The sequence below is a fragment of the Egicoccus sp. AB-alg6-2 genome, from assembly GCF_041821025.1.
Taxonomy (GTDB): domain Bacteria; phylum Actinomycetota; class Nitriliruptoria; order Nitriliruptorales; family Nitriliruptoraceae; genus Egicoccus.
On record NZ_JBGUAY010000003.1, the window covers coordinates 319,942 to 341,999 of the forward strand.

General features: G+C 72.0%; 23 protein-coding genes. 8 read left to right on the forward strand and 15 right to left on the reverse strand.

Annotation, left to right across the window (positions count from 1 at the left end; translation table 11 throughout):
- Positions 1–29 precede the first annotated feature (29 nt).
- A complete protein-coding gene (locus ACERMF_RS06430) occupies positions 30–1,688 on the reverse strand; it encodes a methylmalonyl-CoA mutase (protein WP_373668209.1) in 1,659 nt (552 codons plus the stop codon).
- Positions 1,689–1,813: 125 nt separating this feature from the next.
- Entirely contained in the window at positions 1,814–2,320 is a 507-nt protein-coding gene (locus tag ACERMF_RS06435) for a MarR family winged helix-turn-helix transcriptional regulator (protein ID WP_373668210.1), read from the reverse strand.
- Between the two features lie 193 nt (positions 2,321–2,513).
- Here ACERMF_RS06435 and ACERMF_RS06440 point away from each other — a divergent pair, with 193 nt between their 5' ends.
- Positions 2,514–3,317: a hypothetical protein gene (locus tag ACERMF_RS06440; protein ID WP_373668211.1), complete on the forward strand. Its 804-nt coding sequence runs from the start codon at positions 2,514–2,516 to the stop codon at positions 3,315–3,317.
- On the forward strand, positions 3,314–4,849 hold the full coding sequence (locus ACERMF_RS06445; RefSeq protein WP_373668212.1) for an aspartate aminotransferase family protein: 1,536 nt from the start codon (positions 3,314–3,316) through the stop codon (positions 4,847–4,849). The genes ACERMF_RS06440 and ACERMF_RS06445 overlap by 4 nt, the downstream gene beginning before the upstream one ends.
- Positions 4,850–5,117: 268 nt before the next feature.
- Here ACERMF_RS06445 and meaB read toward each other — a convergent pair whose 3' ends face one another.
- On the reverse strand, positions 5,118–6,104 hold the full coding sequence (gene meaB / locus ACERMF_RS06450; protein ID WP_373668213.1) for a methylmalonyl Co-A mutase-associated GTPase MeaB: 987 nt from the start codon (positions 6,102–6,104) through the stop codon (positions 5,118–5,120).
- Between the two features lie 178 nt (positions 6,105–6,282).
- On the opposite strand from meaB, the gene ACERMF_RS06455 reads away from it, so the two are divergent.
- Positions 6,283–6,846 carry a dienelactone hydrolase family protein gene (locus ACERMF_RS06455; RefSeq protein WP_373668214.1) on the forward strand — a complete coding sequence of 188 codons (564 nt, stop codon included), beginning with the start codon at positions 6,283–6,285 and terminating at the stop codon, positions 6,844–6,846.
- 117 nt (positions 6,847–6,963) lie between these two features.
- Here the strand turns inward: ACERMF_RS06455 and ACERMF_RS06460 are convergent, their stop codons facing one another.
- The 5 genes from ACERMF_RS06460 to ACERMF_RS06480 all read right to left on the reverse strand — a co-directional run bounded on the left by ACERMF_RS06460 (position 6,964) and on the right by ACERMF_RS06480 (position 10,673).
- Positions 6,964–7,824: a biotin-dependent carboxyltransferase family protein gene (locus ACERMF_RS06460; RefSeq protein ID WP_373668215.1), complete on the reverse strand. Its 861-nt coding sequence runs from the start codon at positions 7,822–7,824 to the stop codon at positions 6,964–6,966.
- On the reverse strand, positions 7,821–8,432 hold the full coding sequence (locus ACERMF_RS06465; RefSeq protein ID WP_373668216.1) for an allophanate hydrolase subunit 1: 612 nt from the start codon (positions 8,430–8,432) through the stop codon (positions 7,821–7,823). The genes ACERMF_RS06460 and ACERMF_RS06465 overlap by 4 nt, the downstream gene beginning before the upstream one ends.
- Complete coding sequence (locus tag ACERMF_RS06470) at positions 8,429–9,196, reverse strand: LamB/YcsF family protein (RefSeq protein ID WP_373668217.1); 768 nt, start codon at positions 9,194–9,196, stop codon at positions 8,429–8,431. Before ACERMF_RS06470 ends, ACERMF_RS06465 begins: the two co-directional genes overlap by 4 nt.
- A 3-nt stretch (positions 9,197–9,199) precedes the next feature.
- Positions 9,200–10,387: an acetyl-CoA C-acetyltransferase gene (locus ACERMF_RS06475; RefSeq protein WP_373668218.1), complete on the reverse strand. Its 1,188-nt coding sequence runs from the start codon at positions 10,385–10,387 to the stop codon at positions 9,200–9,202.
- 118 nt (positions 10,388–10,505) lie between these two features.
- Entirely contained in the window at positions 10,506–10,673 is a 168-nt protein-coding gene (locus tag ACERMF_RS06480; protein ID WP_373668220.1) for a hypothetical protein, read from the reverse strand.
- 190 nt (positions 10,674–10,863) lie between these two features.
- Here ACERMF_RS06480 and mce point away from each other — a divergent pair, with 190 nt between their 5' ends.
- The 3 genes from mce to ACERMF_RS06495 all read left to right on the forward strand — a co-directional run bounded on the left by mce (position 10,864) and on the right by ACERMF_RS06495 (position 12,863).
- Positions 10,864–11,277 (forward strand): methylmalonyl-CoA epimerase, encoded by a 414-nt coding sequence (gene mce, locus ACERMF_RS06485; protein ID WP_373668221.1) that lies wholly within the window; start codon positions 10,864–10,866, stop codon positions 11,275–11,277.
- Positions 11,278–11,349: 72 nt separating this feature from the next.
- Positions 11,350–11,781: an oxidoreductase gene (locus ACERMF_RS06490; RefSeq protein ID WP_373668222.1), complete on the forward strand. Its 432-nt coding sequence runs from the start codon at positions 11,350–11,352 to the stop codon at positions 11,779–11,781.
- Between the two features lie 17 nt (positions 11,782–11,798).
- The gene (locus ACERMF_RS06495) at positions 11,799–12,863 is read left to right on the forward strand and encodes a zinc-binding dehydrogenase (protein WP_373668223.1); all 1,065 of its coding nucleotides are present in this window, start codon (positions 11,799–11,801) and stop codon (positions 12,861–12,863) included.
- A 6-nt stretch (positions 12,864–12,869) separates the two neighbouring features.
- On the opposite strand, the gene ACERMF_RS06500 is transcribed toward ACERMF_RS06495, so the two are convergent.
- The 7 genes from ACERMF_RS06500 to ACERMF_RS06530 form a co-directional block, all read right to left on the reverse strand.
- Positions 12,870–13,556, reverse strand: a complete 687-nt coding sequence (locus ACERMF_RS06500) for a hypothetical protein (RefSeq protein WP_373668224.1) — start codon at positions 13,554–13,556, stop codon at positions 12,870–12,872.
- A 194-nt stretch (positions 13,557–13,750) separates the two neighbouring features.
- A complete protein-coding gene (locus tag ACERMF_RS06505) occupies positions 13,751–14,266 on the reverse strand; it encodes a peptidylprolyl isomerase (RefSeq protein WP_373668225.1) in 516 nt (171 codons plus the stop codon).
- A gap of 71 nt (positions 14,267–14,337) precedes the next feature.
- Positions 14,338–15,201, reverse strand: coding sequence for a peptidylprolyl isomerase (locus tag ACERMF_RS06510; protein WP_373668226.1), 864 nt, complete (start codon positions 15,199–15,201; stop codon positions 14,338–14,340).
- A gap of 64 nt (positions 15,202–15,265) precedes the next feature.
- Positions 15,266–15,493 (reverse strand): hypothetical protein, encoded by a 228-nt coding sequence (locus ACERMF_RS06515; protein ID WP_373668227.1) that lies wholly within the window; start codon positions 15,491–15,493, stop codon positions 15,266–15,268.
- Positions 15,490–15,885 carry a YkvA family protein gene (locus ACERMF_RS06520; protein ID WP_373668228.1) on the reverse strand — a complete coding sequence of 132 codons (396 nt, stop codon included), beginning with the start codon at positions 15,883–15,885 and terminating at the stop codon, positions 15,490–15,492. Before ACERMF_RS06520 ends, ACERMF_RS06515 begins: the two co-directional genes overlap by 4 nt.
- Before the next feature lie 20 nt (positions 15,886–15,905).
- Complete coding sequence (locus ACERMF_RS06525; protein WP_373668229.1) at positions 15,906–17,690, reverse strand: 3-hydroxyacyl-CoA dehydrogenase family protein; 1,785 nt, start codon at positions 17,688–17,690, stop codon at positions 15,906–15,908.
- An 89-nt stretch (positions 17,691–17,779) separates the two neighbouring features.
- On the reverse strand, positions 17,780–19,495 hold the full coding sequence (locus ACERMF_RS06530) for an amidohydrolase (protein WP_373668230.1): 1,716 nt from the start codon (positions 19,493–19,495) through the stop codon (positions 17,780–17,782).
- Positions 19,496–19,569: 74 nt separating this feature from the next.
- Here ACERMF_RS06530 and glgC point away from each other — a divergent pair, with 74 nt between their 5' ends.
- On the forward strand, positions 19,570–20,847 hold the full coding sequence (gene glgC / locus ACERMF_RS06535) for a glucose-1-phosphate adenylyltransferase (RefSeq protein WP_373668231.1): 1,278 nt from the start codon (positions 19,570–19,572) through the stop codon (positions 20,845–20,847).
- The gene (gene glgA, locus ACERMF_RS06540) at positions 20,844–22,052 is read left to right on the forward strand and encodes a glycogen synthase (RefSeq protein WP_373668232.1); all 1,209 of its coding nucleotides are present in this window, start codon (positions 20,844–20,846) and stop codon (positions 22,050–22,052) included. Before glgC ends, glgA begins: the two co-directional genes overlap by 4 nt.
- Positions 22,053–22,058 lie beyond the last annotated feature (6 nt).

Here is a 22,058-nt window from a genome sequence, read left to right on the forward strand (position 1 = left end):
CGCCGGCCCGTCGCCGGCGTCGAGAGGGCTCAGAGGCGCGGGGTCTCGCTGTAGGTGCCCCACACGTCCTGCAGGACCGCCGAGATCTCGCCGACGGTCGCATCGGCGCGGACGGCGTCCATGATCAGCGGCACCATGTTCTCGTCCGTGTCCGCTGCGGCACGCAGTCGCTGCATCGCCGCCTCGAGCAGGTGCGGGTCCCGGTCGCGCTTCACGGCCTGTAGGCGATCGACCTGGCCACGTTCGACCTCGGCGCCGATGCGCAGGATCTCGAGCTCGTCGTCGTCATCGTCGGTGTGCGCGTTGACGCCGACCATCCTGAAGCGGCCCTTCTCCATCCGGTTCTGGAAGGCGAAGGCGGCGTCGGCGATCTCGGAGGTGAAGTAGCCGTCCTCGACCCCGCGCAGGATCCCGCCGAGCATGGTGTCGTCGTCCGAGAGCTCGAGGATGCGGGTGAACTCCTCCTCGCACCGGCGCTCGATCTCGTCGGTGAGCCATTCCACGTACCAGGACCCGCCGAGGGGATCGATCACGTTGGTGACGCCGGTCTCCTCGGCGATGACCTGCTGGGTCCGAAGCGCCACCTTCGCGGCGTGGTCCGACGGCAGCGCGAGGACCTCGTCGAGGGCGTTGGTGTGCAGCGACTGCGTCCCGCCGAGCACGCCGGCCAGCGCCTCGATGGCGGTGCGGACGATGTTGTTGTCCGGCTGTTGCGCCGTCAGCGACACCCCGGCGGTCTGGGTGTGGAAGCGCATCAGCATCGCCTTCTCCGCGGTCGCGCCGTAGCGCTCCTTGAGCCAGCGGGCCCAGATGCGTCGGCCCGCGCGGAACTTGGCGATCTCCTCGAAGAAGTCGATGTGGGCGTCGAAGAAGAAGCTGAACCGTGGCACGAACTCGTCGGGGTGCAGCCCGCGCTGCATGCCGAGCTCGACGTAGGCGAAGCCGTCGGCCAGCGTGTACGCCAACTCCTGCACCGCCGTCGAGCCGGCCTCGCGGATGTGGTAGCCCGAGATCGACACCGGGTGGTAGCGCGGCACCTCGCGGGTACAGAACTCGACGAGGTCACCGATGAGGCGCAGGTGCGGCTCGGGCGGGAACAGCCACTCCTTCTGGGCGATGTACTCCTTGAGGATGTCGGTCTGCAGCGTGCCGCCGAGCTCCGACAGCGAGAACCCCTGGCGTTCCGCGGCGACGGCGTACATGCAGAACAGGGTGACGGCCGGCGCGTTGATCGTCATCGAGGTCGTGATCTCGCCCAACGGCAGCCCGTGGAACAGCGCATCCATGTCCGCGACCGTGTCGATCGCGACCCCGCAGTGGCCCACCTCGCCCTCGGAGCGCGGGTCGTCGGAGTCGAGGCCCATCAGGGTGGGCATGTCGAAGGCGACCGACAGCCCGTGCTGGCCGCCACGCACCAGGTCGTGGAAGCGCTTGTTGGTCTCGGTCGGGTCGGCGAACCCGGCGAACTGGCGGATCGTCCACGGCCGGGTCCGGTACATCGAGGCGTAGACACCGCGGGTGTAGGGGTACACGCCGGGGGCGCCGATGCGCTCGGCGTCCACCTGCACGTTGTGCGGCCCGTAGAGCGGCTCGAGTGGGATGCCCGAGAGCGTCTCGAAGTCCGCATCGCGCTCGCCCGCGCCCTCGTAGGCCGCCTTCCAGCGCTCGTACTGCTCCTGCCACGACATGGTCTGCTCCCGACATCGACGCCGGCGTCGAGCGTACGGCGCAGATAGTTGGACGTCCAAGCAAATCCGGGCCGAGCGGCCGACGCAGGTGCGTGGTCGCGGTACCGGTAGGCGGGAACGCCGGCTCAGAAGTCGCCGGCCGCGCGCCGCATGGCCGTCAACTCGGCCGTGACGCGCTCGGCGGCCGCGTCGTCGAGTCCGACCGCACCGAAACGGATCTCACCGAGGGCGCTCGTCGCTTCGACGACGACCGCGCGCCCCTGCGGCGTGATGCGGGCCAGCGTGGTGCGACCGTCGGTCGGATGCGACGCCCGCTCGACGTAGCCGGCCGACTGCAGCCGATCGATCGCATTCGTGACCGACGCCGGGTGGACCTGCAGTCGGGCACCCATCTTGCCCAGCGGGAGTTGGCCTTCGCGGGAGAAGTGGAGCAGCACCAGCGCCTCGTACCGGGCGAAGGTGAGGCCGAATGGTCGCAGCGCCGCGTCCACCTGCCGCAACAGGATCTGGTGCGCCCGCGTCAGGGAGGTCACCGCCGCCATGGCGGCGGGAGCCGGCCAGCCGTGTCGTCGCCAGTTGCGCTCGGCCTCGGCGATGGGGTCGAACGCCAACGGCGCGGCGGGCTCCTCCATCGGGTCTCCTGGTTGCGGTCGCGGTACCGGCCCGTGCGCGCGACCCGACGCCGCAACGTGCGTGGCCGGGCGGTCGGACGGTTCCCGGGCAGCCTACGCAGGCCGCGGACCGCTCCGGCGCGCCCCGGTTCGCGCGACACGAGACGGTGACCGTACGCCGGTACGCTTCCGGCAACGATTTCTGGGAGCCCTCGTGCGTTATGGCGACCGCTCCGACGCGGACCTGATGGCGTCGGCACAGGCCGGGTGGTCCCCGGCCTTCGCGGTGCTGCTCCACCGCCACGGGCCGGCCGTGCGAAGCGCCGTTCGCGACGAGGCGGACCCGATCACCGCCACGCGCGACGTGTTCCTGACCGCGATCGACGAACTGCCCCAGATGGATCCGCAGTTCCCGGTCCGTGAGTGGCTGCTCGACATCGCCGGGACCGACCAGGTGCCCGATCCCATCATCCCGTTGCGGGAGGACGAGCGCGACGCCATCTGGGCCAGCCTCGTCGAGGCGTGGCCCGGGCGGCCGCGTGCGCCCCGTACGGCCCTGCGACGGACGGTCCTGGTCGTGGGCCTGGTGCTGCTGTCGGCACTCGTGCCGACCCTGGTGTTCCTGGCCGACGAGGCGCCTCCACGCGAGGTCCAGGAACTGTCGGCCCACCCGGTGGTGGACGAGAACGCCGAGCAGACGGTGCCCGACGAGGACGCGACGCCGACGCCGACGTTCTCGTTCCCGAGCGTTCCCGACGAAGAGCCCCAGTCCTCGGGGCAGACCGATCCCCTGCCGACCACGATCGATCCCGACCCGCAGGCCACCGTGGAGCCCGAGCCGGAACCCACCACGACGGCCGCACCGGACCCGCCCCCCACGACCACACCGACGCCGGAGCCCACGGCCACCACGGAACCGGAACCCGAGCCCACCGAGACCACCCCGGTCGAGCCACCCGTGACCGAGCAGCCCCCGGTCGATCCCGACCCCGGCGAGCCCGACCTCGGCACCCCATGAGCAGCGGCCCGGACGAGGTCGGACTCGATGCCGCCCAACACGGACTCGGCGACATGGACGCCGAGGCGTTCCGGCGCCACGGCCACGCCGTCGTGGACTGGATCGCCGACTACCTCGCGGGCGTCGGCGAGCGGCCGGTGCTGGCGCAGGTCCGACCCGGCCAGGTCCGTGATCGCCTGCCGCAGTCACCGCCCAGCGCGCCCGAGCCGTTCGACGACGCGCTCGCCGACCTCGACGAGGTGCTGCTGCCCGGGGTCACCCACTGGAACCACCCGGCGTTCCACGCCTACTTCGCCATCACCGGGTCGGGACCCGGCATCCTCGGTGAAGCGCTGACGGCCGCGCTCAACGTCAACGGGATGCTGTGGCGTACCTCACCCGCGGCGACCGAACTCGAGGAACTGGTCCTCGACTGGCTCCGCCAACTGCTCGGCCTGCCGGAGGGGCTGCGGGGCATCATCTCCGACAGCGCCTCGATGTCGACGATGTTGGCGCTGGCCGCGGCCCGGGAACGCACCGGCCTCGACGTCCGCCAGCGGGGCCTGGCCGGCCGGGCCGACGTCCCGCTGCTGCGGATCTACACCTCCGAGCATGCCCATTCCTCGATCGAGAAGGCCGCGATCACCCTGGGCCTCGGCCGTGACAGCGTGCGCACGATCCCGACGGATGCGCAGTTCCGGATGAAGGTGGACGCGCTCGCCGACGCGGTGCGGGAGGACGGCCGGTTCGGGTACCGGCCGCTGGCGATCGTGCCGACCGTGGGCACCACCTCGACCACCTCGATCGACCCGGTGGCGGCCGTAGCGGACCTGCGCGACGAACTCGAGCACGAACTCGCTCACCCGATCTGGCTCCACGTCGACGGCGCCTACGGGGGCATGGCCGCGATCTGCCCCGAGCTGCGCCACGTCCTCGACGGCGTGGAACGGGCCGACTCCTTCGTGACCAACCCGCACAAGTGGTTGTTCACCCCCATCGACTGCTCCGCGCTGTTCGTCCGCGAACCCGAGTGGCTGACGCGGGCGTTCTCGCTGGTGCCCGAGTACCTCACCACCGACGACCAGGGCGTGACCGACTACATGGACTGGGGCGTGCAGCTCGGCCGCCGGTTCCGGGCTCTCAAGCTGTGGCTGGTCATCCGTTACTTCGGCGGCGACGGCCTCGCCGCCCGGGTGCGCGAGCACGTCGCCCAGGGCCAGCGCGTCGCGGCCTGGGTACGCGATCACCCCGACCTGGAGCTGGCGGCGCCGACCCCGTTCTCCACCGTGTGCTTCCGGGCCGTACCTCCCTGGGCCGCCGGGGACCACGAGGAGGACCTGCGCACCCTCAACCGTGCCTGGCTCACGCGCGTCAACCGCAGCGGCGCGGCCTACCTGTCACACACCGAACTGAACGGGCGCTACGTGCTGCGGCTGGCGCTCGGCAACCTGCGCACGACCGACGAGCGGCTGACGGCCACACTGGCGCTGCTGGAGCAGGAACTCGAGGCGCTGCGGCGGACATCGGCACCCGGGGCGCCAGCGACGGACTGAGCACTCCGACCGCTTTCGTCCCGGGAGCCCAAAGTGGGGCCGCCCGCCCGGACTCGCAGCGCCACAGGGCCCCCACTTTCGTGCCCGGAACCGAAAGTGGACCCGCGCGGCCGTTGCTGCCGCGCGCGTACCCCCCGGTTTCGTGCCCCCGAACGAATGTGGAACCACCCGGACCGCCCGTCCTCGGCGAAGTGCTCGCGGGAGAACGCCACATCCCCGCCGGCGCCCCAGAACGCGCGTTCCATCGCCACGATCTCGTCGTGCAGGCTCATGCCTCACCGCCGTCCAGCGCCTCGAGCAGTTCGTCGGCAGCAGCGTAGGGATCGAGGTCGCGGCCAGCGACCTGCTCAGCGAGCTTGTCCAGCAGCGGGTCGTCGCCGTGGTCGAGCCTGGCGAAGCGCAGCCGTACCTGTTCGAGCGCGATCTCGCGGATCAGGTGCAGGGCCCGGTCACGGCGGCGGCGCTGCCCCTGTCCGGTGTCGGTGAGCCAGTCCGCGTGGGTCCCGAACGCGGACACGACGTCGCCGATGCCCTCGCCGCGGACGGCAACGGCACGCACGATCGGTGGCCACCAGCCGGCCGGCGCGTCCGCCGATTCCAGTGCGTGTCCCATCTCGAGCATGCCGCGCAGTTCGGATTCGAGCTTCCCCGCGCCGGACGCGTCGGCCTTGTTGATCACGAAGACGTCCGCGACCTCCAGGATGCCCGCCTTCGCCGCCTGGATCCCGTCGCCCATCCCCGGCGCCAGCGCGACGACCGTCGTGTCGGCGGTCGCGGCGATCTCGACCTCGGACTGGCCGACGCCGACGGTCTCGACGATCACGTCGTCGAAGCCGGCGGCGTCGAGCACCAGTACGGCCTGTGGGGTCGCGAAGGACAAACCACCGAGGTGCCCGCGGGAGGCCATGGAACGGATGAAGACGCCCGGGTCGGCGTGGTGCGACTGCATCCGGACGCGGTCACCGAGCAGCGCACCGCCCGAGAACGGTGACGACGGGTCGACGGCCAGGATCGCGACCGATCGGTCCTGCGCGCGCAGCTCGGCTGCGATGGCGTTGGTCAACGTGGACTTGCCGACGCCCGGCGAGCCCGTGATCCCGATGACGCGCGCATTGCCGGTGCGCGGGTACAGGGTCGCGACGACCTCGCGGAGTCGTTCGGGACTGCCGTCCTCGACCAGGGTGAGCAGCCGCGCCAGGGCGCGCCGTTCGCCACGCTCGAGCCCGTCGACCAGTTCCTCGACCGTCTGCGTCACTACCCGTTCCGTCCCGTCGCTCGTGCGTGCGGCGAGCGTAGTGCCGGCGACGATCGCACCGGTTCGCGTCCGATCCGCATCCAGCGCTCGGCGTTCCGGACGCGCGGGGACCGCGTCGTGGGGCAAGCTGCACCAGCCGCCGGCGACGAGGCCCGGCACCCCCGTAGCGAGGTTCACCATGTCGGACGTGCTGTTGTTCCACCACGCCCAGGGGCTGACCGCGGGCGTCCAGGCGTTCGCCGAGCGACTGCGCGCCGCTGGGCACCGGGTGACCGCGCCCGACCTCTACGACGGCGCCACGTTCGCCGACCTCGACGCCGGCGTCGCCCACGCCGAGGAGATCGGCTTCGACACCCTCGTTCAGCGGGGCGTCGCGGCCGCCGCCGAACTCCCCGAGACGATGGTCTACGCCGGGTTCTCCCTGGGGGTCATGCCGGCGCAGAAGCTGGCGCAGACCCGCCCCGGGGCGCATGGGGCACTGCTGTACCACGAGGGCGTCGCGTCCTCGTGGTTCGGCGGGCCGTGGCCCACGGGTGTCGCGTTGCAGGTCCATGTCAGCGAGCAGGACCCCTGGTGCGAACTCGACGTGACGCGGGGTCTCGTGGAGGAGGCCGGAGGCGAGCTGTTCCTCTATCCCGGCGACGCGCACCTGTTCACCGACGCCAGCCTGGAGGTCCACGACCCGGCGGCCACCGACCTGGTCGTGTCGCGCAGCCTCGCCTTCCTCGACCGGTTGGCCTGACCGCGGCGCGACGCAGGCCATCGTGTCGCGCGTGATCGTCGGTGTCGCGCCTGGCCCTCAATGGTGAAGTGCAGCCGCGACATCGGCGAGGAGCCGCGACATGGTCGGCGTCGCCGCTCAGAGCGGGCGGAACCGCACCTGCTGGCCGGGCCGGAGCTGGCCCGTGGCATCGAGGTCGGCATCGAGCACGACCGCGATGACGGGGTAGCCGCCCGTGACGGGATGGTCGGCGAGGAACAGCGTCGGCAGGCCGGTCGGCGGGACCTGCAGGCCACCCCGCACCATGCCCTCGGTCGGCAGCTCACCCGTCCGGGCACGCGCCAACGGCGGCCCGTCGAGCCGCAGTCCGACCCGGTTGCTCTGCGAGGTGACGGTCCAGGAACGGGTTCCCAGCTCCGTACGCGCTGCGGCGGTGAACCAGTCGTCGCGCGGGCCGAGGCGGACGCGCAGGGTGACCTCGCCGCCAGGCGGGTCCGGCCATGGCGCGAGGTCGAGCACCGGAAGGCGTCCCGTGGGGCGGCCGACGGCGAGCCGGTGGCCCGCGACCAGCGCCGCCGGCCCGAGTCCGGCCAGCACGTCGGTCGAGCGCGAACCGAGCACGGGTTCGGCGTCGATCCCGCCGCGCACGCCGAGGTAGGTGCGCAGTCCGGCCGCGGGTGACCCGAGCTCCAGGGTGGCCCCACGCGCGAGGCGCAGCGCCGTGAGGTGGTCGACCGGACGGTCGTCGATCCGGGCGGGGGCCCGGGCCCCCGTGAGCGCGACCTGCAGGTCGACGTCCGCGCGGACCCGCAGTCCGCCCATGGTGGCCTCAAGCGCCGCAGCCGTCTCGTCGTTGCCGACCAGGCGGTTGGCCAGCCGCAACGCCCCGCGGTCGGCGGCCCCTGACGGGCTGACGCCCCACCCGCCGTGGCCGGGACGACCGAGGTCCTGGACCGTGGTGAGCGGCCCCGGGTCCACCACCTCCACGATGCCGGTCACGACACGGCCACGAACCGCACACGGACGCCCGGGCGAAGCAGCGCCGGCGGATCGCGCTGCAGATCCCACATCGGCCGCGCGGTGCTGCCGATCAGCTGCCACCCGCCCGGTGACGGCCGCGGATAGACGCCGCTGAAGCCGTCCGCCAGGCCGACGGCCCCCTGCGGGACCCGTGTCCGGGGATCACGACGTCGCGGCACCGTGAGCCGGTCGTCTTCGCCGAGGAGGTAACCGAAACCCGGTGCGAACCCGGTGAAGGCGACGGTCCAGGTCTGCCCCGTGTGGGCTTCGACGACGCCGGCGCGGCCGAGGCCGGTGACCGCTCCGACCTCGTCGAGGTCGGCTCCGTCGTAGCGGACCGGGATCTCGAGCGTGCCGACGTCAGGTCGGTGGTCCGCGCCGCGCGGCAGCGCTCCGACCGTCTCGGCCACGGCCGCGATGGAAGTCCGCCCGGGATCGATGCGCACGAGCACGGTCCGCAGGGCGGGAACCACGTCCACGACGCCGGGCACGGCCGCGGCGACGAGCCCCGCCTGCAGCGTCAGGGCCGCGTCGAGATCGTCCACCTCGACCAGCACGCCCGCATCGCCGCAGGGCAACAGCCTCACGACACGAACGCCCGGATCTCGATGCCTGCGGCCTCCAGCGCGGAACGGATGGCGGCGGCCATCGCGACGGCGTTCGGGGTGTCACCGTGGACGCACACCGACTCTGCCTCGACGGGTACGCCGGTTCCGTCGATCGCCACGACCTCGCGCTCGGTCACCATCGTGACGGCCCGCCGGGCGACCTCGCGCACGTCGTCGAGGACCGCACCGGGCGTGTCACGCGGGACGAGGGTGCCCTGCGGCGTGTACGCACGATCGGCGAACGCCTCGGGGACCCCCCGAAGGCCACGCTCGTGCGCGTGCCGGAGCAGCGCCGATCCGGGCAGGCCGAGCACCGGCAGGTCCGGGTCGTAGGCATGGACGGCGTCGACCACGGCCGCCGCCTGGGTCTCGTGGTGGACGACGGCGTTGTACAGCGCGCCGTGCGGCTTGACGTAGGCCACCCGCGTCCCCGCCACCCGCGCGAACGCCTCCAGGGCGCCGACCTGGTACAGCACCGCGTCGGTCAACTCGGGGGCCGGGACGTCCATGAACCGCCGGCCGAACCCGACCAGGTCGGGGTAGGAGACCTGGGCCCCGATCGCGACGCCGCCTGCGGCCGCCTGCGCGCACGTCCGGCGCAGCGTGGTGGGATCACCGGCGTGGAAGCCGCAGGCGACGTTCGCGCTGGTGACCTCGGCCAGCACCGCGGCGTCGTCGCCCAGTACCCACGGCCCGAAGGACTCGCCGAGGTCGCTGTTGAGGTCCACCCGGCCGGAGGTCACCGCCTACTCGACGGCGAGCAGCAGTGCGTCGCCCTGGCCGCCTCCGCCGCACAGGGCGGCCGCGCCGGTCCCACCGCCGCGCTGGCGCAGCGCGCTGATCAGCGACACGACGATGCGCGCCCCGGAACAGCCGATGGGATGCCCCAGCGCGATGCCGCCACCGTTGACGTTCACCTTGTCCTCGTCGAGGCCGAGGTCACGGGTCGAGGCGATCGCGACGCTGGCGAAGGCCTCGTTGATCTCGTAGCGGTCGAACCCGGACGGATCGACGTCGACACGCCGCGCGGCGTCGCGGATCGCGGCCGAGGGTTGATGGTGCAGTGAGGGGTCGGGCCCGGCGACGGTCCCCCACGAGCGGATGGTCGCCAGCACCGGCAGGCCGAGCTCGTCCGCCTTGGTCCGGCTCGCCAGCACCAGGGCGGCGGCACCGTCGGAGATCTGCGAGGCGTTGCCCGCCGTGATCGTGCCCTCCTTGCTGAAGGCCGCCCGGAGGCCGGCGAGCGATTCGGCCGTGGTCCCCTCGCGGATGCCCTCGTCCTCGGCGACGGTCAACGGGTCGCCCTTGCGCTGCGGCACCTCGACGGACACGACCTCGTCGTCGAACAGCCCGTCCTTCCAGGCCCGGGCGGCGCGCTCGTGCGACCGGGCCGACCAGGCGTCTTGCTGCTCGCGGGAGATGTCGAGGCCCTTGTCGGACTGGTAGGTGTCGGTCGCCAGGCCCATGGCGCACCCGTCGAAGGCGCACGTGAGCCCGTCGTGCATCATCACGTCGGTGAGCTTGGCGTCGCCCATCCGCAGCCCGAAGCGTGCCTTGTCGAGCACGTAGGGCGCGTTGGACATCGACTCCATGCCCCCGGCGACCACGAGGTCGAAGTCGCCGACGCGGATCAGGTCGCGTGCGCGGGACACGGCGGTCATGCCGGACAGGCACACCTTGTTGATGGTCTCGGATGCCACGCCCATGGCGACCCCGCCCTCGGCCGCCGCCTGCCGCGAGGTGATCTGCCCCTGGCCCGCCTGCAAGACGTGGCCCATGACGACGTAGCCGACCTGGTCGGCCGGCACGCCGCCGTGCGCGAGCGCGCCGGCGATGGCCCTCCCGCCAAGCTGCATCGCGCTCAGTGGGGCGAGCCCACCACCGAACTTGCCAACGGGCGTGCGGGCATAGCCGACGACGACGACCTCGTTCACGACGGTCCTCCCTGGGAGATCAAGCCCCGGCGTACCGCCACGACGAGGCGCTCGCAGCCATCGTAGGGCCGCTCGGGGAGCAGGACCGAACCGGCCGGCCGGGGCCGGCGACCGCGGCTCAGCGCGTCGGGCCGGCCGGTGCCCCGAACGCCAGCAACGCCTCGAACGACGGGGCGTCCCCAGCACGCAACTGGGCCTGGACCCGGCGCATCACGTCGCCGACGGGCCACGACGACAGGGAGGTTGCGGTCGGCGTCTGGGGCGAGGTGGCGGTGAGGTCGTCCATGGGGCAAAGGTGCCCCGCCGCGTGCGGTTCGGCGAGCAGCTCGAGTGCGAACCGTGCGAACCCGAGTTCGCGCGGCGCGGGCGCGCGTCCAGGCGATCGCCCCGGCGGTTGGGACCGCCGCTGCGGACCCGGCAGGATGGGCGACAGCCGGAGCACCGGCGACGACGACGACCCCGAAGGAGCGCGCGCCATGCAGGTGACCCGCATCGACCAGATCGCGATCGCCGTTCCGGATCTCGACGAGGCGCTGGCCTTCTACGAGCGTGCGTTCGGCCTGACGCCCGACTCGCGCGAACGCGTCGACTCCGACGGGGTCGAGGAGGCGATGCTCGACGTCGGTGGCGTGTACCTGCAGCTGCTGCAGCCCACCCGCGACGACTCCCCGATCGCGAAGTTCCTGGCCAAGAACGGCCCGGGGCTGCACCACCTCGGCTTCGGGGTCGCCGACGTCGCCGACGCCCTCGATCATCTCCGCGACCAGGACGTCCGCCTCATCGACGAGGAGCCCCGACCCGGTGGCGGCGGCCACACGGTCGCGTTCGTGCACCCGAAGGGCACGGGCGGCGTCCTCGTCGAGCTCGTCGAGGACCACGGCGCCGCCTGACCGCCCGAGACCCCCTCGGGTAGCCTCGGCGCCCCGCTCCTTCGCACGCTCCCCACGACCTCGAGGTGCCCGATGGGCTTCTCCGACCGCCTGCGCGCCTGGTTCAAGGGCGAGTTGAGGCGTGCTGCGCCGAGCCCCAGCACGGACCGGTCGAGCCGCACGACCGTTCGTGAACTCGAGGCGTTCGTCGAGAGCCGGATCGGCGTCGAGGCCTACCTCGAGCCCCGGACGGCGATCTACTCGACCACGCTGCTGCTGGTCGCCGACGACGGCGAGTACCTGCGACGTCCGGTCCGCGACCGCGCCCACGCCGTCGAGTTCTGCGGGAAGACGAACATCCCGCTCTACGACGCGGCGAAGGTCGGCTATCCGCGCCGCATGAAGGACTACGACCGCGGCGTCCGCCCCCAACGCATCGACCTCGACGACCTGCCGCCGTGGCCGAGCGACGGGACCGACGAGAGCGGCCCGCCCGCGCCGCCGCCCGCCCCGCCACGCGACTGACGAGCCGAAAGCCGACCATGAGCCTGCCCGAGACCATGCGGGCTGCGCGCCTGCACCGCCCGCGCTCCGCCGAGCAGGCCGAGGACGTGCGCATCGACGAGGTGCCCCTGCCCCGGCCGGCGCACGGCGAGGTGCTGGTCCAGGTCAAGGCGTGCGGGGTCTGTGCCAGCGATCTCCACGTGGTCGCCGGCATCACGCCCCACGGCCCCCAACTGCCCCAGATCCTGGGCCACGAGCCGGCCGGCGTCGTCGCCGCGCTCGGCGACGGTGTGCGCGACTGGCAGGTCGGCGACCGCGTCGCCTGGGTCATGTCGCGCCCGTGCGGCGTCTGCGAGTACTGCCGACTCGGTCGCGAGAACCTGTGCGTGACGACGTCGGTCGCCGGCGTCGACCACGACGGCGTCCAGGCCGAGTACGCGGTGGCCGACGCCCGCTACCTCGTTCCCCTGCCGGCCGGGCTGCCCTTCGACCAGGCCGCGATCGTCACGGACGCGGTCGCGACCCCCTACCACGCCCTCAAGCGTGGCGGCGTCGGTGCGGACATGACGGTCGCCGTGTTCGGCCTCGGCGGGCTGGGGATGCACGCCGTCCTCCTGGCCAAGCTCGCGGGCGCAGCCGTCGTCGGGATCGACGTCTCCGAGGTCAACCTGCAGCGTGCGCTGGCGTGGGGCGCCGACGAGGTCGTCGACGCGTCCGAGGGATCGGTCGCCCGCCGCATCCGCGAACTCAGCGAGGGCGGCGTGGACCGCAGCTTCGAGTTCGTCGGGCTGCCCGAAACGGTGGACCAGGCGGTCAAGAGCCTGCGGCCCGGCGGTCGCGCCACGATCGTGGGGCTCGGGCCGCAGGCGATCCAGACGGTGCCGATCGCGCTGTTCGTGGCCCAGGAGACCGAACTGGTCGGCTCGTTCGGCTACACGCAGCAGGACCTCGGCGAGCTGTACGACCTGGTGGAATCGGGACGCCTCGACCTGACGCGGTCGGTCACCGACCGGCTCACGCTGGACGAGTTCCCCGACGCCCTGCGCCGGCTCGAGACCCGCGAGGGCAACCCCATCCGGATGGTCGTCACCCACGGCGACTGAGCCACCTCAGGACGCCGGGAGGCTCCCGGCCTCGGCCATCGCGATCGCCGCCGCCGCATCGAGGTCCAGCTCGATCCGCCAGGTGGTGTCGCCGTCGCTGCCGCGAAGGACCGGAACGCCGTCGCCCGTCTCCCAGGCCTGCAGCTGCGTGCCCGCCGGGACCTCGTCGACCCGGTAGGAGGCCACGTCGTCCGACGGGTTGGACGTCACGTCCTCGTCGTGCCAGCCGACGGTGCGCAGCCGGGTCCCCGAACCGTCCCACTCGAGCCAGGCGAGCGCGTCGCCGTCGGGAGACCACACGGGCAGTGGAGGCAGGTCGAGCGTGTCGGCGAGGTCGTCGGCGACCTGCAGGCGCCACGGGAACCAGTAGAGGTCGGTGACGGTGTCGCCGTCGACGGTGAGGTAGCGCAACTCGTAGCGGCTGCGACCGTCGCCAGCGGCCCGCGCCAACGCCAGGACCGTCTGCCGGTCGTGGTCGCCGGGCCGGACGGCGGCGTGGACCAGTTCCCCGTCGGCGTCGGGATCGGTGTGCGCGACCACGCGCTCCCCGCCGTCCGGCGAGGTCAGCACCAGCCGACCGTCGTCGATGCGGACGTCATGACCGGCCGTCGCCGTCGGTCCGCCGGCGGTGCCGGCACCCGGCTGCGCGCAGCCCTGCAACCCGAACACCACTGCCCCGGCCAGTGCGATCACGACCGGCCACCTGCGTCGCCCCACGTACGTGTCATTCCTCCCGGGGAGGTCCCGGGCCCTACCGACGGTGCGTGCGTCCCGCACGCTCACCGAAAAGGACGCAGAAGGCGACCCGGAAGTTGCAGGCGCTCGCCCACCGCACACGACGGCGCCCGACGCGAACCACGCCGGGCGCCGCTACGGACTCGGGCGTCCTACGACTCGGTGATCTCGATGGTCGAGATGACGACGTCGTCGACCGGCTTGTCGCGGGCGTCGGTCTGGGTGGTGGCGATGTCGTCGACGACGTCGAGGCCGTCGGTCGCCTTGCCGAACACGGTGTACGACGGGGGCAGGCCGACGTCCTGGTGGCAGACGAAGAACTGCGAGCCGTTGGTGTCGGGGCCGGCGTTCGCCATGGCGAGCGTGCCCATCCGGTAGCCGTGCTTGCGGGACGACTCCAGCTCGTCGCCGAACCGGTACCCCGGACCGCCGGTCCCGGTGCCGGTCGGGTCGCCGCCCTGGATCACGAACCCCTCGATGACGCGGTGGAAGATCACCCCGTCGTAGAACCCCTCGCGTGCGAGGAACACGAAGTTGTTCACCGTCTGCGGTGCGTCCTCGGGATACAGCTTGGCGGTGATGTCACCGCGGCTGGTCCGGATCGTCGCCGTATAGGTCTTCGAGGCGTCGATCGCCATCTCGGGCGGTGAACTCCACTGCTTTGCCACGGGGTCTCCTGCGTGCACGGGAACGGAAAGCCCCGAGCGTAGTGAACGCTCGCGGCATGGCCACCCGGCACTCAGCCCTGCTCGACCGTGAAGGAGACGATCCGCACCTCGTCGACGGGTCGATCGCCCGCTTCGGTGGGCTGACCCGCGATCTGGTCGACCACGTCCATGCCCTCGGCGACCGTGCCGACCACGATGTAGCTCGCGTCGGGGAGTCCGATCGGGTCGCCCTGCACGATGAAGAACTGCGACCCGGTCGAGTCCGGCGCGTCGGTGCGGGCCATCGCGACGGTGCCGCGTGGGTACTCGACCCCGCCGGTGGCGCCGGCGGCGAAGTCCTCGGCCGCCGAGGTCTCGTCGGGGATCGAGAACCCGGGGTAGGTCGGCGCTTCGGGGTCGAAGCCGGCCGCGGTGCAGTCCGCCTGGCCGCAGCCCGTCCCCGCGGGGTCGCCCGCCTGGATCACGAAACCGTCGATGACGCGGTGGAAGAGCACGCCGTCGTAGTACCCGTCCTCGGCCAGCCCGACGAGGTTGGCGACCGCCCCCGGGGCACCCTCGACGTCGAGGTCGATGGTGATGTTCCCGCAGGTGGTCGCCATCGTCGCGACGTAGTCGGCCTCGGGATCGAGGTCGACGGCCGGCGAGTCGTCGTAGTAGCGGGCGTCCACCTCGGGGGCGTCGTCGGCCGGTGGGCACGGTTCGACGTCGCTCGCCGCGGAGCCGTCCTCGTCGCCGTTGGGCGCCTCGACGTCGTCGATCTCGGGGACGGGATCATCGCCGCCGATGACGAGCCCGGCACCGACCAGGCCGACGACGAGGAACACGACGATGACGAGCACGGTGATGCGCGTCCGGCGTTCGCGGCGCCGCAGCGCGTCGGCCTGACGCCGGGAGCGTGCCTTGTCGAGCTGCTTCTGGTGCTGCCGCTTGCTCACCCTGTGCCTCGGAACGGAAACGCCGGCAGGCTACCCGCGCACCGGACCCCGGCCCCGCATCGGGTCACGCGAAGCCACGATTGGCGGCGTGCCGCCAGCAGTGCAGGTGCCAGTGCCGGCGATCCGCCACGTAGCCCTCGGGCCAGGCGACCACGTGGCCCTGGCCGGTCCGGATGGAGTTGCCGCAGTCGGGGCAGACGTAGTCCTTGCTGGCCTGGTAGGCCGGCACCCGCTGCACCTCGTAGCCGGTGAGTTGGGGCAGGAACGGATCGGGGCGGGGCGGGAAGTTCACCGTTCGACCCCGGTGAGCACGATCAAGAGCGCGAACCCGTCGTCGGTTCCCGTCCACCGTTCGCGGACGAGGTCGTACCCGGCGGCCGCGACCAGGCGACGCAGGGCGAGGACGACCACGGCGATGTCATCGAGGGCCCCGACCACGGGGAGAAAATCGGGAACGACGTCGATCGGGACGGCGACGTACGCCGCGGCCGCGAGCCCGTACAGCTTCGCACGGCGCGGCACCCGCGGGTCGCTCGAGAGGTCACGCAACAGCCGGAGGAGGTCGGGCAGCATGGCCACGGCCTCGCGCCACCGACCGCGTGGCAGCGGTCGGGCGGGCGCCAGACCCTGCTCGTCATCCGGCCCGCCGGGGACCGTTGACTCGACGGTGGTGGTCTCGCTCACACCTGCTTGGTACCTGCTCGTCAGTCGTAGACGTAGAACCCGCGCCCGACCTTGCGGCCGAGGAAGCCGGCGTCGACCATGTGCCGGAGCAGTGGGGCCGGTTCGTAGGACGGCTGGCGGTACTCGTCGCGGAGGCGCTGGATGATGGCCAGCGTGACATCGAGACCCACGACGTCCATCAGCTCGAACGGCCCCATCGGGTAGGCCGCGCCGAGCTTCATCGCCGTGTCGATCTCCTCGGCGGTCGCGTAGTGCGACTCGAGCATCTTGACGGCGTCGTTGAGATAGGGGAACAGCAGCGTGTTCACGATGAAGCCGGCCCGGTCGCCGCACAGCACGCCGACCTTGCCGATGCGGTCGACGAAGGCGCGGGCCTGTTCGACGACCTCGGGCTCGGTGCGCACCGTGGTCACGATCTCGACCAGCTTCATGATCGCGGCCGGGTTGAAGAAGTGCAGGCCGACGACACGGTCGGGCCGGTCGGTCACCATGGCACAGTCGATGACCGGCAGCGACGAGGTCGTCGTCGACAGCACCGTCTGTGGCTTGAGGACCGCCGCGAGCTCCGCGAACAGCTCGCGCTTGATGGCCAACTCCTCGGCCACGGCCTCGATCACGAGGTCGGCGTCGCCGAGGTCGAGCAGCTCCGAGGTCGGCCGGATCCGCTGCAGCGCGGCCACCATGTCCTCCTCGCTGAGCCGCTCCTTGTCCACCATCCGCTGCATGGACTTGGCGACGCTGGCGATCACGCCTTCGGCCTTCTCACGGCTGCGGCCCCGCACGACCACGTCGAACCCGGCCCGTGCGCACACCTCGACGATGCCGCTGGCCATGGTGCCGGTGCCGACCACGCCGATGGTCCGCCAGCCGGCGATCGAGGCCGGGTCGGCCGACTCGCGCACGTCGCTGTCCGGGACCGTCCTGGAGCTCCCCGGCTGCTCGTAGGTGTAGAAGCCGCGACCCGCCTTGCGGCCGGTGAACCCGGCGGCGGCCAGTTGCGACAGCAGCGGACGGGGTGCGAAGCGCGTGTCCTCGAACTGGGAGTGGATCGCTTCCATGATGCCGACGAAGGTGTCGATCCCGACCAGGTCGGTCAGCGAGATCGGGCCCATGGGCAGACCGGCGCCGAAGCGCATGGCGGCGTCGACGTCCTCCTTGGTCGCGTAGCCGCCCTCGACCATCCACACCGCCTGGTTGAGGTAGGGGAACAGCAACTGGTTCGCGATGAACCCCCGGCGGTCGCCCACGACCACCGGCGACTTGCCGATGGTCGCCGCGAAGTCGCTCGCCGTGGCGACCACGGCCTCGTCGGTGACGACCGTGCGCACCAGCTCGATCAACTTCATGACCGGCGCGGGGTTGAAGAAGTGGAAGCCGAGCACCCGGTTCGGACGGCGGGTGTGCACCGCGATGTCCATCACCGGCAACGACGAGGTGTTGGTGGCGATGATCGCGTCCGGACGCGCGACCTCGTCGATCCTGCGGAACGTGTCCTGCTTGACCTCGAGGACCTCGGGCACCGCCTCGATGATCAGGTCGCAGTCGTCGAGCGCCTCCCACTCCGTGTCGCCGTGGATGCGCGCGAGGACGGCGTCGCGCTCGGCAGCGTCCAGACGCCCCCGCTCGATCTGCCGGTCGAGCGAGGCCCGGATGCGGACGAACCCGCGATCGACCGCGCCCCCGTCGATGTCGACGAACGCGACCTCGAACCCGTTCCGCGCCACGATCTCGGCGATGCCGGAACCCATGGTTCCGCACCCCACGATGCCGACCTTCTGGATCTCCGCGACGATCTGGTCCGCCATGTCCCTGCCTCCTCGACCGGCCCACCCGGGCGTCCGCCGAGCCTAGGGAGTACGGGCGGCCAACTCCGAACCCGATCCGGGCCGATCGACTAGCCGAAGACACCGATCGACTGGCCGAAGACCCGGTGCCCCGCCAGCCAGGTGCCGTCCACCTCGACGGCGTCGAGCTCTCGTGCCGGGACCCGTGACACGTCCTGCGCGGTCACGACGAGGTCGGCGCGCTGCCCGACGGCGATGGTGCCCGCCTCGGACTCGTCGCCGGCCTGGAACGCCGTGCCCTGCGTGTAGGCACGGAGCGCCTCGTCGAGGTCGATCCGTTGCTCGGGCTGCAGCACCTCGTCGTCGTCCGAGCCCGCGTTGCCGACGGGGATCTGGCGGGTGACCGCCACGGCGATGCCGTCGAGCGGTTCGTGCGACGACACCGGCCAGTCGCTGCCGAACGAGATCGGCGCGCCGGCGCGCAGCAGGGCGCCGATCGGGTACTGCCACCGCGCGCGTTCCGGGCCGAGCCGCGGTTCGGTGAGCTCGCGCATGATCGCGTTCGGTTGGGCCCACAGGGGTTCGAAGTTGGCGATCACGCCCAGGGAACGGAAGCGCGACAGGTCGTCGGGGTGGACCAGGTGCGTGTGCGCGATGACGGGACGGCGGTCGCGCGGCCCGTTGCGCTGCGCGACGCGTTCGATCGCGTCGAGGGCGAGCCGGACGCCGGCATCACCGATCGCGTGCAGGTGGAGCTGGAACCCGGAGGCATCCATGGCCGTCGCCGCCGCAGCGAGTTCGTCGAGGTCCCAGTTCGCGATGCCGTGGTCGTGAACGTCCCCGCAGCCGTCGAGCGGCACGTAGGGGCCCAACAGGGCCGCGGTGCCGCCCTCGATGACGCCGTCGACGAAGAACTTCACGGTCGTCGCCGTCAGCCGGCCACCGGGGACGCCGTCGGCCAGGCGCCGTGCGGCGTCACCGGCCGCTTCGGCCCGCAGCGACTCGAACGCGGCGACCTGGTCGTCCCACGCGTCCACCTCGACCTTGCAGGCGAGGTCGAGGTCGGCGGTCAGCGCGCCGGCGTCGGCCACGCGACGGTAGGCGGCGAGCATCTCGGGCACGCACCACGCGTCCTGCCCGAACACCAGGCCGGCGGCCGCCATCCGCTGAAGGCCGACCTCCAGTCCCCGGGCCTGCTTGTCGACGCCGCGGGGCGGAATGACCGCGTCCAGCAGGTGCTCGGCCTCCTCGAGCAGGGTGCCGACGGGATGACCGTCGGCGTCCCGCACCACCGTGCCGCGCGGCGGGTCGTCGGTGGCGGCGGTGATGCCGGCGAGCTGCAAGGCCCGGGTGTTGGCCCACACCATGTGGTGGTCCGAGGACCACAGTGCGGCGGGCCGGTCCCCGACCACGGCGTCGAGCACCTCGGCGCGGCCGACGCCGCCGGGCAGGATCTCGGGCGGGTAGCCCCACCCGAGCACCCACGGCGTCGCCTCGGCGTCGGGATGTTCGGCGACGAACCGTTCCAGCCGCGCCAGGACCTCGTCGACGTCGCTGCTGTCCACCAGGTCACAGTCGAGGGTCTCCGCGCCGCCGTTGAGCGGATGCAGGTGCCCGTCCCGGAATCCGGGCAGCAGCGACTGTCCGCGCAGCGCCACCACCTCGGTGCCGGCGATCCTGCGCGCACGTGCCTCGTCGCCGAGGGCGACGATCCGTCCGTCCGCGACCGCCACGGCATCGGTGTGGGCGCCGGTGCCGGTCCAGATCGACGCCGAACGCGGGTCGTCGAGCACGAACAGCACCTCGGCGCGATCCCGGTCGCCCATTGCACCACCTCCTGGTCCGGCAGACGCTAGTTGCCGGGCCTAGTCTCGGCCGCAATCGAACTGGGAGCGACGCGATGGCCGCCCGCGCACCGAAGGTCATGGGGGTCGTCCTCGCGGGCGGCGAGGGGAAGCGGCTGCACCCGCTGACCCGCGACCGCGCCAAGCCGGCCGTGCCGTTCGGGGGGAACTACCGGCTGGTCGACTTCGCGTTGTCGAACCTGGTCAACTCCGGGTACCGCCGCATCGTGGTGCTGACGCAGTACAAGAGCCACAGCCTCGACACCCACCTGGCCAAGACGTGGCGGATGTCGCCGCTGCTCGGCAACTACGTCACCCCCGTGCCGGCCCAGATGCGCACCGGGAAGAGCTGGTTCTCCGGCTCGGCGGATGCGGTGTTCCAGAACCTCAACATCATCCGCGACGAGCGGCCGGACTACATCTGCGTCTTCGGCGCCGACAACCTCTACCGGATGGATGCCGCGCAGATGGTGCAGGCACACATCGACTCCGGCGCCGGCGCCACCGTCGCCGCGTTGCGGGTCCCGGTCGAGCAGGCCTTCGCCTTCGGCGTCATCGAACCGGGCGAAGGCGGCCGCATCCGTGCCTTCCACGAGAAGCCGGCGCACGCGGCCGGGCTGCCCGACGACCCGCACAGCGTCTACGCCTCCATGGGCAACTACGTGTTCACGACCGAAGCGCTGATCGACGCGCTGCGGCTGGACGCCGCCGACGAGGCGTCGACCCACGACATGGGCGGCGACATCATCACGATGATGGTCGAGCGTGGCGAGGCCGCGGTGCACGACTTCGTCAACGACAACGACGTGCCGGGCTCCACCGACCGCGACCGTGGCTACTGGCGGGACGTCGGGACCATCGACGCCTACCACAGCGCCCACATGGACCTGATCTCGGTCCATCCGATCTTCAATCTCTACAACCTCGACTGGCCGGTCTACACCTGGCACGACCCCCTTCCCCCCGCGAAGTTCGTGTTCGACACCGAGGACCGTCGCGGGACGGCGACCGATTCGATGGTGTGCTCGGGCGTGGTCGTTTCGGGCGGCACCGTGCGGGCCTCGGTGCTGTCCCCCGGGGTCCACGTGCACACCGGCGCCCTGGTCGAACGCTCGGTGCTCCTGCACGGGGTGGACGTCGGCCGCGGCGCCGTGGTCCGCAATGCCATCATCGACAAGAACGTCGTGATCCCGCCCGGCACCCGGATCGGCGTCGACCCGGCGCAGGACCGCGCCCGGTTCGACGTCTCCGAGGGCGGCATCGTCGTGATCGGCAAGGAGGACCGCATCGAACCGCCGGACCCGGACACCGCGGCCACGGGCGGTGCCGAATGAGCGTCGCGCCGCGGGTCGGCCTGCTGACCAAGGAATACCCACCCGAGGTCTACGGAGGCGCGGGCGTCCACGTCGCCGAACTCGCCAGGGCGCTGGCCGGACGCGTCGCGCTCGAGGTCCACTGCTTCGGGGCGCCACGCAGGGACCCGCTGGTGGCGGCCACCTACCGCGAGTGGGACGCGCTGGCGGGTGAGGCGCCGGAGCTGGCGGCACTGCGCACGATGTCGGCCGACCTCGCGATCACCGCCGGCGTGGCGGGCGTCGACCTCGCGCACAGCCACACCTGGTACGCCAACCTCGCGGGCCACCTCGCCAAGCTGGTGCACGACATCCCCCACGTCGTCACCACCCACAGCCTCGAGCCGCTGCGTCCGTGGAAACGCGAGCAGCTCGGTGGTGGCTATGCGTTGTCGAGTTTCTGCGAACGAACGGCGCTCGAGTCGGCCGATGCGGTCATCGCCGTCTCGCACGGCATGCGCGACGACGTTCTCGCCTGCTACCCCGCGATCGACCCGCAGCGGGTGGTCGTGATCCACAACGGCGTCGATCCCCAGGGCTGGCATCCGGTCGAGGGCACCGGCACGTTGCACGACCACGGCATCGACCCGTCCCGCCCGTATGCGGTGTTCGTGGGACGGATCACGCGCCAGAAGGGCGTGACCCACCTGCTGGACGTCGCCGAGCGCCTCCCCGCCGGCAGCCAGCTCGTGCTGTGCGCCGGCGCACCCGACACGCCGCAGATCGCCGAGGAGTTCCGTACCCGGGTCGCGGAGTTGGCGGACGCGCCGGTCGACGTGGTGTGGATCGAACAGATGCTGCCCCGCGAGCAGCTGCTGGAGGTGCTCAGCCACGCCGCCGTGTTCGTGTGCCCGTCGATCTACGAGCCGTTCGGGATCGTCAACCTCGAAGCCATGGCGTGCGGGCTGCCGGTCGTGGCGAGCGCCGTCGGCGGCATCCCCGAGATCGTGGTGCCGGGCGAGACGGGCTGGCTGGTCGGGTTCGAACCCGGGGACGACGAACTCGGCAGCCCCGCCGATCCCGGGTCGTTCGCGGACGAACTCGCCGACCGCGTGGTCGCCGTGCTCGACGACCCCGACGCGGCCGCAACGATGGGACGCGCCGGGCGGGCGCGCGTCGAGGAGCGGTTCAGCTGGGACGCCATCGCCGCCGAGACCGCCACCCTGTACCGCTCGCTGACCGGCTGAGCAGCT